Genomic DNA, 14,759 nt, shown 5'->3' with positions numbered 1-14,759 from the left:
AACTGGCGGAGCGGATGCGGGCGGGACGAGCGGGCTCAGGCGCCGAGCTCGACCGGCACGCCGACCAGCGACCCGTACTCGGTCCACGAGCCGTCGTAGTTCTTGACGTTGCGCTTGCCGAGGATCTCGGTGAGCACGAACCAGGTGTGGCTCGACCGCTCGCCGATGCGGCAGTAGGCGATGGTGTCCTTGCTGTCGTCCACGCCGGCGTACAGCTCGGTCAGCTCGGCGTCCGACCGGAAGGTGCCGTCCTCGTTGGCCGCCTTGGACCAGGGCACGTTCACCGCCGTCGGGATGTGGCCGGCCCGCTGGGCGGCTTCCTGCGGCAGGTGCGCGGGGGCGAACAGCTTGCCGGAGAACTCGTCGGGCGAGCGGACGTCGACCAGGTTCTGGGTGCCGATCGCGGCGACGACCTCGTCCCGCAGCGCGCGGATCGAGGCGTCCTGCTCCTGCGCGACGTAGGCGGTCTCGACCCGGTCGGGAACATCCTTGGACAGGACGCGGCCGTCCAGCTCCCACTTCTTGCGGCCACCGTCGACCAGCTTGACGTCCTGGTGCCCGTAGAGCTTGAAGTACCAGTAGGCGTAGGCGGCGAACCAGTTGTTGTTACCGCCGTACAGCACGACTGTGTCGTCGTTGCCGATCCCCTTGGCCGAGAGCAGCTTCTCGAAACCGGCCTTGTCGACGAAGTCGCGGCGAACCGGATCCTGCAGCTCGGTCTTCCAGTTGATCCGCACGGCGCCGGGGATGTGACCGGCGTCATAGGCGGTGGTGTCCTCGTCGACCTCGACGAAGACGATCCCCGGGGTGGACAGGTTCTGCTCTGCCCATTCGGTGGTGACGAGGGAGTCCTCGCGGCTCATGCGTCTGCTCCTTGCAGGGATGGTGCGGGTGATGGCGGACATGCCTGATCGGTGGGGTGGGGCGGGAGGTCGCGCATCGGCGGTGACGCCGCGGGGACCGGTGGAAGGGTGCGGCGGCCGGAATGGACCGGATCGACGGAGGTCGGGTCAGCGGCCGGCGGGGGAGCACCCGTGGGCACGACAACAGAGGGCACTGCCGACGCGCACGAGGTCGACGGCGCGCCGGCTGGTCAGCAACGGGCCCATACGGGCAACGGTAGCAGCCCCGGGTTGGCCGCCATGACCGGATGAACGGCGCGAAGCCGGTCGTGACCCGACGAACCGGGCAGGTGCGCTCCGGGTTCCCGGGCCCGGCGTCGCCCGGCGTGCGATCGGGGACCCCTAGCGGCGCAGGTCCTGGAACGTGACCGGGCCGGTGTCGACGGTGATCACCACGTCGGATCCGGACGTCTGCACGGTGCCCGAGGTCACCGTGAACGGCAGGCCGGCCAGCGGGATGGTCGTGGTCAGCCCGGACGCGAGCGCGGACGCCGCGTCCCGGGCGGCGCGGGTCAGGTCGATGCCGGCCGCGGACAGGTTGTCGACCGTGATGGTGAGCTGATCGTCGGCCACCGACAAGGAGGCCGAACCGGTGACCGGGATGGACACCCCGGCCACGCTCAGGGTGGCGCTCGCCTGCAGGGTGCCGTTCGGTCCCGCGGCCAGGGTGACGTCCTGGCGGGGCAGCGCCGACTGGAGCGCGGCGATCGGGATGACCACCTGGGTGGCGGTCGTCTGCGCGGTCAGCCGGGAGGTGTCACCGGCCAGCGCGTCGCTCAGCGGCAGCGTGACCGTGGTCAGGGTCAGGCGGACCTGGGTGCCCGGGAGCTGGGCGGCGCCGACGTCGCCGGCGCTGACGACCACCTGCGGGTACGACCCCTGGACCGCGTGCAGCAGGAACGGGAAGCCCTCGATCGACACGTCGGGCGACTGGGGCAGGCCGGCCTCGGTCTGGATCGCCGACGCCGCCCGGTACTCGGCGTAGGCCCGCCCGCCGAAGTCCGTGGCGACCAGCAGCACGGCCAGTACGACCAGGGTGATCAGCAGCTTGCGCACGACTCGAGTGTGTCAGGCCCGCGCCGGGTCAGGCCGGAACGTCCCCGGACGGGCGGCCGGCGAGGTTCAGGGCCGCCCAGCCGGCGATGCGGGTCGCCAGGGCGGGGGTCAGGGCGGTCTCGCCGTGGCCCATCCCCGGTTCGATCCACAGCTCGCCGGCGGTCGAGGCGTCCTGCAGCGCGATCGCGTGCGGCGGGCCGAAATAGTCGTCCTCGGTGCCGTGCACCAGCAACAGGGGCGCGGTGACCAGCGGGGCGGCCTCGACCGGGCTGGGGGGCAGGTCGAGCCAGGGCTCGCCGAGCCGCACCCCCAGCGCCGCGCCCATCTGGACGGCGAGCGGATGCTCCAGCAGCCAGTGCAGGCGGCGCATCGGCGCGCTCTCCCGGACGTACCAGCGCGAGGGTGCGCTGACCGCCACCACGGCGTCCGGCCGGTCGGCCCCGAACGCGGCCTGCCGGACGGCGACCGCCGCCCCCATCGAGAAGCCGACGACGGTGACCGTCGGGTGGCCGGCCGCGCGGGTCCACCGCACGACCGCGTCCAGGTCGAGCACCTCGTCCCGGCCCACCGACGAGCGGCCGCCGGACCGTCCGTGCCCGCGGAAGTCGGCCGCGACGACCGGACCGTGCGCGGCGAACGCCTCGATCGCGGCCCGGGTCGCCGGCTTCTCGATGCCGTGGGTGAAGCCGTGGGCCAGCACGAACGCACCGGCCGGCGCGGCCGCCGGGTCCGGCCCCGAACCGTCCGATCCGGAACCGTCCGGTCCGGGACCGCCCCGCCCGGGAACGTGCACCCCCGACAGCGTCACGTCATCGTCGGTGACGCAGTGGAACCCGACCCCTACCCCGGGCGTCCTGGCGACGGTGAACGATCGCATCAGCGATCACTCCCGCGCGTGGACCGGCGGGCGGTGGGCCCGTCGCAGCCGAGGGGTCGACGGGTCACCGGCCGACCCGGCCGGCCGCATCGCTCATCTCCGTGGGTCCGCGACCCACCGCCAACGTTGTCGGGCATTCTGCCGATCCTGTCACAGTCGCCGGTCGCGACCTGCGGCAACGTGACTGCCGTTACATGGGTGTCATACAAACCTGGTACCCCCGTAACTGAAAGCTCACAGTCGGCGCGACGCGGTGTGAGGGCGCCGCGCGTGATCGACACCGATGTTGCCGCCTTGAAAAGTTAGACTCGGATCCCGGGTGAACCGCAGGTAAGGAGAAGACGAATGGAGCTCCTGCTGCTCACCACCGACCCCAGTCCGGCGTCGGTGCTGCCCGCGGTCGACCTGCTCCCGGTCCGCATCCGGTCCGCCGCCCCGGAAGCCGCGTCGCTGGTGACCTCGGGGCCCTACGATCTGCTGCTGCTGGACGCCCGGCACGACCTGGCCGCCGCCCGCACGCTGTGCCGGCTGCTCGGGGCGGACGGTCTGGCCGTGTCGATCCTGGCCATCGTCACCGAGGGCGGCATGGTCGCCATCGGTCCGGAGTGGGGCGTGTCCGACGTCGTCCTGGCCTCGGCGGGCCCGGCCGAGGTGCACGCGCGGCTGCGCCTGCTGGCCGCCCGGACGTCCAACTCCGCCAACTCCGGCATGATCAGCCTCGGTGACCTGACCATCGAGGAGGACACCTACACGGCCCGGCTGCGCGGCCGCCCGCTCGAGCTCACCTACAAGGAGTTCGAGCTGCTCAAGTTCCTCGCCCAGCACCCGGGGCGGGTGTTCACCCGCGAGCAGCTGGTCACCGAGGTGTGGGGGTACGACTTCTTCGGCGGCACCCGCACGGTCGACGTGCACGTCCGCCGGCTCCGGGCCAAGCTCGGCGCCGAGCACGAGGCGTTGATCGGCACGGTGCGCAACGTCGGCTACAAGATGGTCCCGCCGGCCCGGTCCGCACTGCGGGACGAGTCCGCCGGCACCCCGGCCTGAGGCCTCCGTGACCGACGGGACCGACGGGACCGGGTGGGCCCGCGACGCCGGCCTGGCCGACGCAGTGCTCGCCCTGGCCGACCGCGTGGCCCGCGCCGACGGGGTCGACGCGATCTCCGGTCACGTGCTCGACGCCGTACGGACGGGTGCCGCCGCCATCCGACTCGGTCCCGGCGGGTCCGGTTGCGCCGTCGCGATGGGCGGTGATCCGGCCGAGGTCGCCGTGGATGTCGCCGCCCGTGGGCGCGGGCTGGGCACCGCCCTGGTCCGCGCGGCGATCGACCGTCAGGGCGCCATCTGGGCCTACGGCGATCTGCCGGCGGCCCGGGCCGTGGCGGCCCGGTTGGGACTGGTGCCCACCCGGGTGCTGCTGCAGATGCGCCGTCCCCTGCCCGTCGAACCGTCCGGGGTCGCGGTTCCCGACGGCGTGCGGATCCGCACCTTCGAGCCCGGCCGGGACGAGGCGGCGTTCCTGCGGGTGAATGCCCGCGCCTTCGCCGCGCACCCCGAGCAGGGCCGGCTCGACCTGGCCGGGCTGAACGAAGAGATGAGCCAGGACTGGTTCGACCCGGCCGGGTTCTTCCTGGCCGTCACCGACCCCGGCGACCGGCTGCTGGGCTTCCACTGGACCAAGGTCCACCCGCGCGACCACGGCGCCGGCGGCGCGGGTCCGGTCGGCGAGATCTACGTGCTCGGCGTCGATCCGGACGCCGGGGTGCGGGGGCTGGGCGGGGTCCTCGCCGACGCCGGGCTGCGGCACCTGGGGGCCGCCGGGCTGACCTCCGTGCTGCTCTACGTCGAGGGCGACAACGACCGCGCGCTGCGCCTGTACCGGCGGTCCGGCTTCACCGTGCACCTGACCAACGTGGTGTACCGGCCCGGGCCCGGGGGCACCGCCGCCGCCACCGGCTGAGGTCGACCGACCACGCAGCGACACGACCGATGCACGCGCATCCTTCGCCGTGCTCGCCGTCACCATTCCCGACCTCGCGATTCACCTTCCGTTCACCGTGGGTGCGGATTGCGTTCCGTCCCGGCCCCTACCGTCCGGGCGTCGGGGTCCTGCGCCGTGCCATGCGTCCAGGCCCGTCAACAGACGAACGATGACGTGATGGAGGAAATGGCGTGAAGATCGCGCGACGGGCAGGCCTGGCGGCGCTGCTGGCTGCCGGTGCCCTGGTGCTGGCAGCCTGCGGCAGCGACAACAACGCGAGCACCACGACCTCGGCCGCGGCCGCGGGGACCGGCGGGTCCGCCGCGGCGAGCGGGTCGGCCGGCGGCTCGGCCGCCGCGGGGAGCGCCACGAGCTTCGAGGGGGCCGGCTTCACCTGTGCCACGGGGTCGCTCCGCTCGTCCGGCTCGACCGCCCAGGGCAAGGTCATGGAGCAGTGGATCGCCGACTACAACGCCAAGTGCGGGGCGACCATCAACGCCTACGGCGGCGGCGGGTCCGGGAAGGGCATCTCCGACTTCATCGCCAACCAGGTCGACTTCGCCGGCTCGGACTCGGCGCTCAAGGAGGACCAGGCCGCCCAGGCCCAGTCCCAGCGGTGCGCGGGCAACCCGGCGCTGAACCTGCCCATGGTGACCGGGCCGATCGCGCTGGCCTACAACGTCTCCGGGGTCGACTCGCTCACCCTCACCCCGGAGGTGATCGCGGGCATCTTCGCCGGCACCATCACCACCTGGAACGATCCGGCGATCGCCGCGATCAACCCGGGCGTGACCCTGCCGGCCACCGGCATCCAGGCCGTGCACCGGGCCGAGGACTCGGGCACCACCGAGAACTTCACCAAGTACCTCAAGGCCGCCGCCCCCAGCGCCTGGACCTTCGACCCGGCCAAGGCCTGGGCGGCTCCCGGCGGCGTCGCCGCGCAGGGCAGCGACGGGGTGTCCAAGCAGGTCAAGAGCACCGACGGGTCCATCGGCTACGTCGAGTGGGGCTTCGCGCTGGACGACGGTCTGAACGTGGCCGAGGTCGACAACGGCGGCGGCGCCGTCGAGCTCAGCGCCGAGTCGGCGGGCAAGGCCGTCGAGGCCGCGACCGTCGTCGGCACCGGCAAGGACCTGGCCCTGAAGCTGGACTACGCGACCAAGGAGCCGGGCGCCTACCCGCTCATCCTGGTCACCTACGAGATCACCTGCTCGGCCGGCAACGCGGCGGACATCGCGCCGCTGCTGAAGTCCTTCCTGGGTTACACCGCGACGGACGGTCAGGCCACCCTGAGCGAGCTCGGTGCCGCGCCGCTGCCCGCCTCGATCCAGGAGAAGGTCATCGCGTCGGTCTCGACCATCAGCTGAACCCCCGTGCGCGGCCCGGAACCGGTTCATCGGGTCCGGGCCGCGACACCGTAGCCCGGTCAGCGTCATCATCGTGATGTGCGGCTGACTCCACGCACACGACACATCAAGCCGAGGAGCGATGGTTCAGACGGCCGGAGACGACTCGCGAACGGACGATCCGTTCGAGATAGCCGCCCAGGGCGTACCCGGGGCGAACCCGTTGTACGGCGGTCCCGAGCCGGACAGCGCGGACAAGGTCGACGCACCGGGCACGATCCTGCCCGACGGCCGCCCCGAGGCGGGCATCTCGGGCCGGTCCGTGCGGCTGGGCGACCGGGTCTTCAAGGGGCTCGCCGCCGGGTCCGGCGCGATCCTGCTGATCGTGATGGCGGCGATCGCCATCTTCCTGGTGTGGAAGGCCATTCCGGCCTTCACCCAGAACACCGGCAACCTGCTGACCACCCAGAGCTGGAACCCGCAGGGCAGCCCGCCGGTGTTCGGTATGGCGGCGGTCTTCTTCGGCACGGTGATGTCGGCGTTCATCGCCATGCTGATCGGTGTCCCGATCGCCATCGGCATCGCCCTGTTCATCTCGCACTACGCCTCGCGGCGGGCGGCCACCACGCTCGGCGCGATCGTCGACCTGCTGGCCGCGGTGCCGTCGCTGGTGTTCGGCATGTGGGGCCTGTACTTCCTCATCCCGGAGACCAAGGGCTTCCAGGCCTGGATGAGCGACTACTTCGGCTGGATCCCGCTGTTCGACAACACGACGGCGACCACCGTCGACCAGTTCGGCAAGTCGCTGCTGATCGCCGGCATCGTGCTGGCAATCATGATCATCCCGATCGTCTCGGCGGTCTGCCGCGAGGTGTTCCTGCAGGTCCCGCGGGAGACCGTGGACGCGTCCTGGGCCCTGGGGGCGACCAAGTGGGAGATGATCCGGACGGCCGTGCTGCCGTTCGGCCGGGCCGGCATCATCTCGGCGGCCATGCTCGGCCTGGGCCGGGCGTTGGGCGAGACCATCGCGGTCGCCCTGGTCCTGAACTCCGGGTTCCGGATCAACTGGCACATCACCGAGCCCGGCGGCGACACGTTCGCCTCCACGATCGCGCTCAAGTTCGGCGAGGCCGGCGGCTCGCCGGTGGCCATCGCGGCGCTGATCGCGGCCGGCCTTTTCCTGTTCGTGATCACGCTGATCGTCAACACCGCGGCCCGGATGATCATCGCCCGCAGGAAGGACTTCACATGAGCACCGGCATGACGACCACCGCCGCGGCGGCCGGTTCCGGCCTCCGGTCCGAGCTCGTCGGTGCCCGGCTGCCCGCCTGGGCGCCCTACGGCAGCGCGGTGGCGGGCGCCGGGTTGGCCGTGCTCCTGCGGCTGCTGCTCGACTGGACCGGCTGGGCGACCACGTTCTTCGCCGCGGCCGTGCTGTTCGTCGTCGTGCTCACCGTCTGGTCGTTCGCCGTCGAGGGGCGCCGGCAGGCCAAGAACCGGTTCGCCTCGACGCTGATCTACGCCTCGTTCATCGCCGCCATCGTGCCGCTGGTGCTGATCCTGGGCTACATCGGCTGGAAGGGCTTCACCGTCTTCTCGGCCGACTTCTTCCTCCGGTCGATGAACGGCGTGACCAGCCGGATGGAGGGCGGCGGGCTCTACCACGCCCTGATCGGCACCCTGGAGCAGGTCGCCATCGCCGCGATCATCGCCCTGCCGATCGGCATCTTCACCGCCATCTACCTGGTCGAGTACGGCCGGGGGAAGTTCGCCAAGACGGTGACGTTCTTCGTCGACGTCATGACCGGCGTGCCCTCGATCGTCGCCGGCCTGTTCGTCTACACCTTCCTGCTGCTCGGCTTCGGCATGCGACCGTTCGGTGCCGCGGGGGCGATCGCGCTGGCCATCCTGATGGTTCCGGTCTCCGTCCGTGCCTCGGAGGAGATGCTCAAGCTGGTCCCGCGGGACCTGCGCGACGCCTCCTACGCGCTGGGCGTGCCCAAGTGGCGGACCATCCTCAAGGTGGTGCTGCCGACGGCGATGTCCGGCCTGATCACCTCGTCCCTGCTGGCCGTCGCCCGGGTCGCCGGCGAGACCGCGCCGCTGATCCTGCTCACCGGCTACACGGCGTCGATCAACTTCAACCCGTTCTCCGGCGACCAGGCGACCCTGCCGATGATGGTCTGGGACCAGCTGGGCAAGCGGTCGGGAACGACCTCCAACGACCTGACCGAGGCCCGGGCCTGGGGTGCGGCGCTGACCCTGGTGCTGCTGGTGCTGATCCTGAACATCGGCGCCCGGCTGCTGGCCCGTCTCGCCAAGCCCAAGACCAGCTGACCATCGCTCGCCGCGAGGGCTTGACCCGGCTCCGCCGGGACCCACCGAATCTGGAGATCTGACATGGCCAAGCGCATCGACGTCGAGGACGTCAACGTGTTCTACGGCGACTTCCTCGCCGTGGAGAACGCCTCCATCAACATCGCCCCGCTGTCGGTGACCGCCTTCATCGGGCCGTCCGGCTGTGGCAAGTCGACCTTCCTGCGGGTGCTCAACCGCATGCACGAGGTGATTCCCGGTGGCCGCGTCTCGGGCAAGGTGCTGCTGGACGGCGAGGACCTGTACGGCCCGGGCGTCGACCCGGTGAACGTGCGCCGCACCGTCGGCATGGTCTTCCAGAAGCCCAACCCGTTCCCGACGATGTCGATCTACGACAACGTCATCGCCGGCTACAAGATCGCCGGCACCAAGAAGAACAAGTCGACGATGGACGACATCGTGGAGCGGTCGCTGCGCGGCGCGAACCTCTGGGAGGAGGTCAAGCAGCGGCTGAACCGGCCGGGTGCGGGCCTGTCCGGCGGCCAGCAACAGCGGCTGTGCATCGCCCGGGCGATCGCCGTCGAGCCGTCGGTGCTGCTGATGGACGAGCCCTGCTCGGCGCTCGACCCCATTTCCACCCTGGCCATCGAGGACCTGATCACCGAGCTCAAGCAGAGCTACACGATCGTCATCGTCACGCACAACATGCAGCAGGCCGCCCGCGTCTCCGACCGGACCGCGTTCTTCAACCTGGCCGGCGTCGGCCAGCCCGGCCGGCTGATCGAGTACGACGACACCGCCAAGATCTTCTCCAACCCGAGCGAGAAGGCCACCGAGGACTACATCTCCGGCCGCTTCGGCTGATCGCCCGGCCCCCCGGCTCGGGCCCCGCGCGGATCATCTACCTCGGCGCGGCTGAAGTGGTCGACTTCCGTCCCAGCCGTCACATTCGGCGTCAGTTGATCCGCGCGGGTGTCCACAACGGCCCGTGTGGACACCGGCGCGGACGAAATCGTCGACTTCTGTCTGACCCGTCCCATTCGGGGTCAATTGATCCGCGCAGACGTAGATGATCCGCGCGGGCCGGGGGGACGAGGGGGTGCCGAGGGGGAACCGCGGCGGGGCGGCCCGTCAGGGCGGTCAGTCGCGGGCGGCGAAGGCGGGGGTGGTGTCGCCGCCGACGTTCTCGCCGGTGACCAGGTAGACGGTGCGCCGGGCGATGGACACCGCATGGTCGGCGAAGCGCTCGAAGAACCGGGCGAGCAGCGAGATGTCCACCGCCGGGGCGACCCCATGCCGCCAGCCGGGGGCGAGCAGGTAGGTGTACAGGTCACGCTGCAGGTCGTCCATCAGGTCGTCCTCGACCTCGAGCTGGCGGGCCAGCTGGACGTCCCGGGTGCGCAGCACGACGCCGGCCTGGTCGGCCAGGTGCACGCCGACCCGGCCCATGCGCTCGACGATCGGGCGGACGTCGGCCGGGATGACGTGGGCCGGATGGCGGCGCCGGGCGGCCTTGGCGACGTGGATGGCCAACGCCCCCATGCGCTGCAGGTCGGCCACGATCCACAGGGCGGAGACGACGACCCGCAGGTCGCGGGCGACGGGCGCCTCCAGCGCGAGCAGCTCGACCGCCACCTTCTCCGCACTGGCCCGCATCTCGTCGAGCTGGACGTCGGAGGCGATGACCCGCTCGGCCAGCGCCAGATCGGCGTCGAGCAGGGCCTGGGTGGCGTCGCGCAACGCGTCGCTGGCGACCTGACACATCGACGAACCGTGTTCGCCCAGTTCGGCCAGCCGCAAATGGTATCCCTCGCGCATGAGGACAGCGTAGGACCATCGCGGACGCGCCGAGGACGAGCACGGTGAACTGGCGATGAACGCCGGGCGAGGAACGCGGGAAGTCGCGGCCCCGGTCAGGCGCAGAGCGCCTCACCGGCGTTGATCGACGTCAACGCGGTGGTCGCGGCGGTGCCGCCGGATCCGCCCGAGCCGTCCGACGAGCCGGCCGAACTGCTCGCCGGTGCGGTGGCGGTGCCCATGGTGGCGGTCGCCTTGGCCCCGGCGGACACCGCGTCGACCGAACCTTCGTAGTTCTCGCCGAGGAGCAACCGCACCGAGGTGCCCAGCCCGTCGACCGGGACCACGGTCGCCCCCGGGACCGCCGCGGCCACGGTGAGCGCGGCGTTCAGGTTGGTCGGGTCGTACTCGATGGTGACGTCCGGCTGGACCTCGTCCGGCCGGGCCTGAAGGTCCGAGTCGGAGATGTCGAAGCCGACCGCGTTGAGATCGTCCATCGCCTGGCCCGCGACGCCGCTGCGGCCGGTCACGTTGATCACGGTCAGCTTGATCGAGGCCGGATCGACGGTCGTGCCGGTGGCCAGGCCGCCCGCGGCCGCGCCGGCATCGCCGGACGGGCTGGGCAGGGCCGGCGTCGTGGCCGCGGCGGTGCCGCCACCCTCACCGGGCAGCGGCTGGTCGTTGAGCAGCGCGTTGAAGACCTCGTCGGCGGCGGGCTGCTCCGGGTCAAGGGCCTCCGGGTTGTACTCGCTGGGCACGGTCGGCAACGTGTAGAACGTGACCTTGCTGGGGTCCAGGTTGCCCATCGACTGGGCCAGGGCCACCAGGTCGTCGATGGTCACGTTCGCCGTGAAGGTGTTCTGCACGAACGCCTGAAGGAAGCCGTCGAGCTTGCCCGGGTTCAGCAGGGTGCCGGCGCTGGTGACCTGCTGCAGGATCGCCGAGAGCACGATCTGCTGGCGCCGGATGCGGGCGAGGTCCGAATCGGTGTCGCCCTCCACCTTGCGGGCGCGGACCAGGTTCAGGGCCGTGTCGCCCTGGATGGTCTGCACGCCGCCGTTCGGGATGACCGTGCCGAGTTCGCCGTCGACCACCGGGCGGCAGACGTTGACGGTGATACCGCCCAACGCGTCGACCATGTTCTGGAAGCCGGCGAAGTCGATGCCGATGACCCGGTCCATCTTGAGGCCGGTCAGGTCCTGGACCGCGCGCACCGTGCATTGCGGGCCGCCCACCGAGTACGCGGAGTTGATGTGCCACTTCTCGCCCCGGCTGACCGGCTGGGTCGTGTCGGAGAGCTCGCCGGTCGCGCCGTCCCAGATCTTGCAGGTCGGGGCGTCGATCATGGTGTCCCGCGGGATCGACAGGACGGTGACGTGCCGGTCGCTGCTGATGTGGGCGATCATCAGCGTGTCCGAGTTGGCGACCCCGTCCGAGGTGCTGGCGTCGGTGCCGCCGGCGGCCGCGTTGGCCGCGCCGGCCCGGGTGTCCGAGCCGAGCAGCAGGATGTTCTCCGGGGTGAACGAGCCCGGTGCGGTGGGCACCGCGGTCGGCGTGTTCAGGTTCGGGTCGTCGGTGACGATGGCCTGCACGCTGCGGCTCAGGATGCCCGAATCGGCCCGGGACTTGATCGTCCACTCCAGACCGGTGACGACCAGGACCATCACCGCGAGCAGCGCGACCGCCACCCGGCCGACCGTTCGCCCGACGTGGTGCTGCGGCCGCCGAGGGCCGGGGGCCGCGGTGGAGGGGCCGCCCGGAGCTGGCGGCCGGGGGTCGCTGCCGGCGGGCCCGTCCGCAGAGCCTGCGCCCACGCGACCTCCTCCTGCCTCCCGCCGTCGATGCGGCGTGTCGTCACCGTCTTCGGCGAAGGTCCATGGTACGGACGGTCGCCGTCCTTGCTGTCAGATACGTCGTTCGGCAGAACTTCCCCGCGCCATTCACACGAATGCGGGCACGGCTGCGACAGATCGTCCCGCAGTAGCCTGAATGACGCAGCCGAGGGCCGCCGGTTCAATTCACGCAGAAGGGTGTGAGGTACGCCTCAACCCCGGTTCCACCGGATCGGACGATGATCTGCAGGGTCGTCAGGTCGGTGCCGACCACCCGGTCGCCGGAGTAGATCCGGATCAGCGCGGGCCACCGGTAGGCGGTGCCGCCCGGCGCAGTGGCGGGAGTCGATCCGCCCTTCCCGCCGGAACCCGTCGAGCCATTCGAGCCATTCGAGCCGACCGAGCCGTCCGAGCCAATCGAGCCGTCCGGGCCGTCCGGTGAGCCCGGCGCGGCCCGCAGGCCGCGGTCGACCGGTTCGAAGCGGACGGTGGTCGTCGCATCCGGGCAGCGCTGCACCTCGCCCCTCCGATCGGGGTCGGTGCGGGCGAGCAGTTCGGCCTGCTGAGCGGCCACCGGGCCGCCGGCGGTCGCGTTCACCGCGTCCACGGTCGCCCGGATCGCGGCCCGGTCCGCATCGGAGATCGTCGCTTCGCCGGACACGGCCGCGGCCGGAGCGCTCCCGGGAGCCGCCGTCCCGGTGGCTGCCGGGGTGTCCCGGCAGCCGACCAGAACAGCCAGCACCACGGCCGCGGCGGCCAGCCGGGCGGCGACCGGCCCGGCGGACCGCCCGCCCCGGACGCTCATCCGCCGCTGTGGTCCAGTTCGGCGTCCTGCGGCACGTCGTCGGACTCGGGGTCGTCCAGCCAACCGTGCGGCAGGGCCACCCGTCGTTGCGGCGAGCCCTGGCGGCCGCGCGGGCCATCGGCCGCCTCCGGGTAGGGCTGGTCCAGGTCGAGGCCGGCGAGCAGGTCGTCCAGTTCGTCCAGGCCGGACACCATGCCGAGCCGGCGCCGCGGCTCCGACCCGACGGCGAAGCCGCGCAGGTACCAGGCCGTGTGCTTGCGCAGCTCGCGGATGCCCCGGTCGGCGCCCATCTCGGCGGTGAGCAGCTCGGCGTGCCGGCGCAGGATGGCCGCCACCGCTCGCAGATCCGGCGGGGTGGGCGACGGCTCGCCGTCGAACGCGGCGGCCAGCTCGGCGAACAGCCACGGCCGGCCCTGGCAGCCGCGGCCGACCACCACGCCGTCGCAGCCGGTCATCGCCATCATGGCCAGCGCGTCGGACGCGGCGAAGATGTCACCGTTGCCCAGCACCGGGATCGAGGTGACGGCCTGCTTGAGCCGCCCGATGTACTCCCAGTCGGCCTCGCCCGAATAGTGCTGGATCGCGGTGCGGGCATGCAGGGCGACGGCCGCCACGCCGCCATCCTCGGCGATGCGGCCGGCGTCGAGGTAGGTGATGTGCTCCGGGTCGATGCCGATCCGCATCTTGACGGTGACCGGCACATGCTTGTCCGGCGCCTGGGCGGCGGCGCCGACCGCGGAGCGCACGATCGACTCGAACAGGCGCCGCTTGTACGGCAGGGCCGACCCGCCGCCCCGGCGGGTGACCTTCGGCACCGGGCAACCGAAGTTCAGGTCGATGTGGTCGGCCAGATCCTGTTCGACGATCATCCGGACGGCCTGACCGACCACGGTCGGGTCGACACCGTAGAGCTGCACCGAGCGGGGGTGCTCGTCCGGCCCGAACCGCATCATCGCCCGCGACTTGGGATCACCGGCCACCAGCGCGCGGGTGGTGATCATCTCGCACACGTACAGCCCGGCGCCGAACTCGCGGCACAGCGTGCGGAAGGACGCGTTGGTGACGCCGGCCATCGGCGCCAGCACCACCGGTGGCCAGACCGGGTACGGGCCGATCTGCAGCGTGCCGGCCCGCGGGGCGGTGGCGGTGGTCGGGGAGGTCACGCCGACCATTGTCCCGCCTTGCGGAGGCCACACCGTCCCGTGGGCCGTGGGCCGTGGGCCGTGGGCCGTGGGCCGTGGGCCGTGGGCCGTGGGTCGTGGGTCGTGGGTCGTGGGTCGTGGGTCGTGGGTCGTGGGTCGTGGGTCGTGGGTCGTGGGTCGTGGGCCGTGGGGTCGTGGCCCGTGGGGTCGTGGGCGGCGGGCCGTGGGCCGCAGGTGGGCCGCCGGTGGGCCGCAGTCCCGGCGGTCGACCGGCCCGTCGCGGACGGGAGGGTGGCCGGTACCGGACGAAGTGGTCTGCCCTGGACGGCCGCAGCGGCCCCCGGCGGCGCCGGCCCCGGGTGGCCTGGCATCGTGCCGGCCATGACGACCACCCTGGGCACCCTGATGGCCGTGCCGGCGCTGACCCGCCCCGACCTGCTCGCCCCGCCGGTCGCCGCCGCGCTGGGCGGGTTCGGCCCGGCCGACCGGGTGGCGGTGGCTCCGATCGACGCCGAGCTCGCCGACACGGCCGCGTTCTGCGCCGCCTATGACGTGTCCCCGGCCGCCTCCGCCAACTGCGTGGTGGTCACCGGCAAGCGGGCGGGGGAGCCGCGCTGGGCGGCCGCGGTGATCCTGGCGACCACCCGGGCGGACGTGAACGGTGCCGTCCGGCGCCGGCTGGACGTGCGCAAGCTCTCCTTCGCGCCG

14 protein-coding genes and 1 pseudogene are annotated in these 14,759 nt (G+C 72.1%); 7 read left to right on the top strand and 8 right to left on the bottom strand.

Going from position 1 to position 14,759, the window contains the following annotated elements:
* Nucleotides 1-35: 35 nt before the first annotated feature.
* From ACOJUF_RS14710 to ACOJUF_RS14695, 4 genes are all read right to left on the bottom strand, one after another.
* Entirely contained in the window at nucleotides 36-863 is an 828-nt protein-coding gene (locus ACOJUF_RS14710; protein ID WP_420122578.1) for a sulfurtransferase, read from the bottom strand.
* A 147-nt stretch (nucleotides 864-1,010) separates the two neighbouring features.
* Entirely contained in the window at nucleotides 1,011-1,109 is a 99-nt protein-coding gene (locus ACOJUF_RS14705) for a putative leader peptide (protein WP_420122577.1), read from the bottom strand.
* Nucleotides 1,110-1,244: 135 nt separating this feature from the next.
* Nucleotides 1,245-1,958 carry a DUF2993 domain-containing protein gene (locus tag ACOJUF_RS14700; protein WP_420122576.1) on the bottom strand — a complete coding sequence of 238 codons (714 nt, stop codon included), beginning with the start codon at nucleotides 1,956-1,958 and terminating at the stop codon, nucleotides 1,245-1,247.
* 28 nt (nucleotides 1,959-1,986) lie between these two features.
* Nucleotides 1,987-2,835 (bottom strand): alpha/beta hydrolase family protein, encoded by an 849-nt coding sequence (locus tag ACOJUF_RS14695; RefSeq protein WP_420122575.1) that lies wholly within the window; start codon nucleotides 2,833-2,835, stop codon nucleotides 1,987-1,989.
* Nucleotides 2,836-3,180: 345 nt separating this feature from the next.
* Here ACOJUF_RS14695 and ACOJUF_RS14690 point away from each other — a divergent pair, with 345 nt between their 5' ends.
* The 6 genes from ACOJUF_RS14690 (at nucleotide 3,181) to pstB (ending at nucleotide 9,339) form a co-directional block, all read left to right on the top strand.
* A complete protein-coding gene (locus tag ACOJUF_RS14690; protein ID WP_420122574.1) occupies nucleotides 3,181-3,879 on the top strand; it encodes a winged helix-turn-helix transcriptional regulator in 699 nt (232 codons plus the stop codon).
* A 7-nt stretch (nucleotides 3,880-3,886) separates the two neighbouring features.
* Nucleotides 3,887-4,792 (top strand): mycothiol synthase, encoded by a 906-nt coding sequence (gene mshD, locus ACOJUF_RS14685; RefSeq protein ID WP_420122573.1) that lies wholly within the window; start codon nucleotides 3,887-3,889, stop codon nucleotides 4,790-4,792.
* A gap of 212 nt (nucleotides 4,793-5,004) precedes the next feature.
* Nucleotides 5,005-6,180: a phosphate ABC transporter substrate-binding protein PstS gene (gene pstS / locus ACOJUF_RS14680; protein WP_420122572.1), complete on the top strand. Its 1,176-nt coding sequence runs from the start codon at nucleotides 5,005-5,007 to the stop codon at nucleotides 6,178-6,180.
* A 121-nt stretch (nucleotides 6,181-6,301) separates the two neighbouring features.
* Nucleotides 6,302-7,411: a phosphate ABC transporter permease subunit PstC gene (gene pstC, locus ACOJUF_RS14675; protein WP_420122571.1), complete on the top strand. Its 1,110-nt coding sequence runs from the start codon at nucleotides 6,302-6,304 to the stop codon at nucleotides 7,409-7,411.
* Nucleotides 7,408-8,496 carry a phosphate ABC transporter permease PstA gene (pstA, locus tag ACOJUF_RS14670; RefSeq protein WP_420122570.1) on the top strand — a complete coding sequence of 363 codons (1,089 nt, stop codon included), beginning with the start codon at nucleotides 7,408-7,410 and terminating at the stop codon, nucleotides 8,494-8,496. Before pstC ends, pstA begins: the two co-directional genes overlap by 4 nt.
* A gap of 63 nt (nucleotides 8,497-8,559) precedes the next feature.
* Nucleotides 8,560-9,339 carry a phosphate ABC transporter ATP-binding protein PstB gene (gene pstB, locus ACOJUF_RS14665; protein WP_420122569.1) on the top strand — a complete coding sequence of 260 codons (780 nt, stop codon included), beginning with the start codon at nucleotides 8,560-8,562 and terminating at the stop codon, nucleotides 9,337-9,339.
* Nucleotides 9,340-9,615: 276 nt separating this feature from the next.
* On the opposite strand, the gene phoU is transcribed toward pstB, so the two are convergent.
* The 4 genes from phoU to dusB form a co-directional block, all read right to left on the bottom strand.
* Nucleotides 9,616-10,293 (bottom strand): phosphate signaling complex protein PhoU, encoded by a 678-nt coding sequence (phoU, locus tag ACOJUF_RS14660; protein WP_420122568.1) that lies wholly within the window; start codon nucleotides 10,291-10,293, stop codon nucleotides 9,616-9,618.
* A 95-nt stretch (nucleotides 10,294-10,388) separates the two neighbouring features.
* The gene (locus tag ACOJUF_RS14655) at nucleotides 10,389-11,960 is read right to left on the bottom strand and encodes an LCP family protein (protein WP_420122567.1); all 1,572 of its coding nucleotides are present in this window, start codon (nucleotides 11,958-11,960) and stop codon (nucleotides 10,389-10,391) included.
* Nucleotides 11,961-12,285: 325 nt separating this feature from the next.
* Nucleotides 12,286-12,909, bottom strand: coding sequence for a hypothetical protein (locus ACOJUF_RS14650; protein WP_420122566.1), 624 nt, complete (start codon nucleotides 12,907-12,909; stop codon nucleotides 12,286-12,288).
* Nucleotides 12,906-14,081, bottom strand: a complete 1,176-nt coding sequence (dusB, locus tag ACOJUF_RS14645) for a tRNA dihydrouridine synthase DusB (protein ID WP_420122565.1) — start codon at nucleotides 14,079-14,081, stop codon at nucleotides 12,906-12,908. Before dusB ends, ACOJUF_RS14650 begins: the two co-directional genes overlap by 4 nt.
* Nucleotides 14,082-14,432: 351 nt before the next feature.
* Here dusB and ACOJUF_RS14640 point away from each other — a divergent pair.
* A pseudogene (locus tag ACOJUF_RS14640) lies at nucleotides 14,433-14,759 on the top strand (hypothetical protein); the annotation flags it as partial.

The organism is Nakamurella sp., from assembly GCF_048594475.1.
Taxonomy (GTDB): Bacteria; Actinomycetota; Actinomycetes; order Mycobacteriales; family Nakamurellaceae; genus Nakamurella.
This window is presented reverse-complemented; position numbering and strand designations above follow the sequence as displayed.

What these genes read in the sequence shown, in the direction of transcription:
- ACOJUF_RS14710 (WP_420122578.1), bottom strand. Translation starts at nt 863, where the DNA reads ATGAGCCGCGAGGACTCCCTCGTCACCACCGAATGGGCAGAGCAGAAC.
- ACOJUF_RS14705 (WP_420122577.1), bottom strand. Translation starts at nt 1,109, where the DNA reads ATGGGCCCGTTGCTGACCAGCCGGCGCGCCGTCGACCTCGTGCGCGTC.
- ACOJUF_RS14695 (WP_420122575.1), bottom strand. Translation starts at nt 2,835, where the DNA reads ATGCGATCGTTCACCGTCGCCAGGACGCCCGGGGTAGGGGTCGGGTTC.
- ACOJUF_RS14690 (WP_420122574.1), top strand. Translation starts at nt 3,181, where the DNA reads ATGGAGCTCCTGCTGCTCACCACCGACCCCAGTCCGGCGTCGGTGCTG.
- pstC (WP_420122571.1), top strand. Translation starts at nt 6,302, where the DNA reads ATGGTTCAGACGGCCGGAGACGACTCGCGAACGGACGATCCGTTCGAG.
- pstA (WP_420122570.1), top strand. Translation starts at nt 7,408, where the DNA reads ATGAGCACCGGCATGACGACCACCGCCGCGGCGGCCGGTTCCGGCCTC.
- pstB (WP_420122569.1), top strand. Translation starts at nt 8,560, where the DNA reads ATGGCCAAGCGCATCGACGTCGAGGACGTCAACGTGTTCTACGGCGAC.
- phoU (WP_420122568.1), bottom strand. Translation starts at nt 10,293, where the DNA reads ATGCGCGAGGGATACCATTTGCGGCTGGCCGAACTGGGCGAACACGGT.
- ACOJUF_RS14650 (WP_420122566.1), bottom strand. Translation starts at nt 12,909, where the DNA reads ATGAGCGTCCGGGGCGGGCGGTCCGCCGGGCCGGTCGCCGCCCGGCTG.
- dusB (WP_420122565.1), bottom strand. Translation starts at nt 14,081, where the DNA reads ATGGTCGGCGTGACCTCCCCGACCACCGCCACCGCCCCGCGGGCCGGC.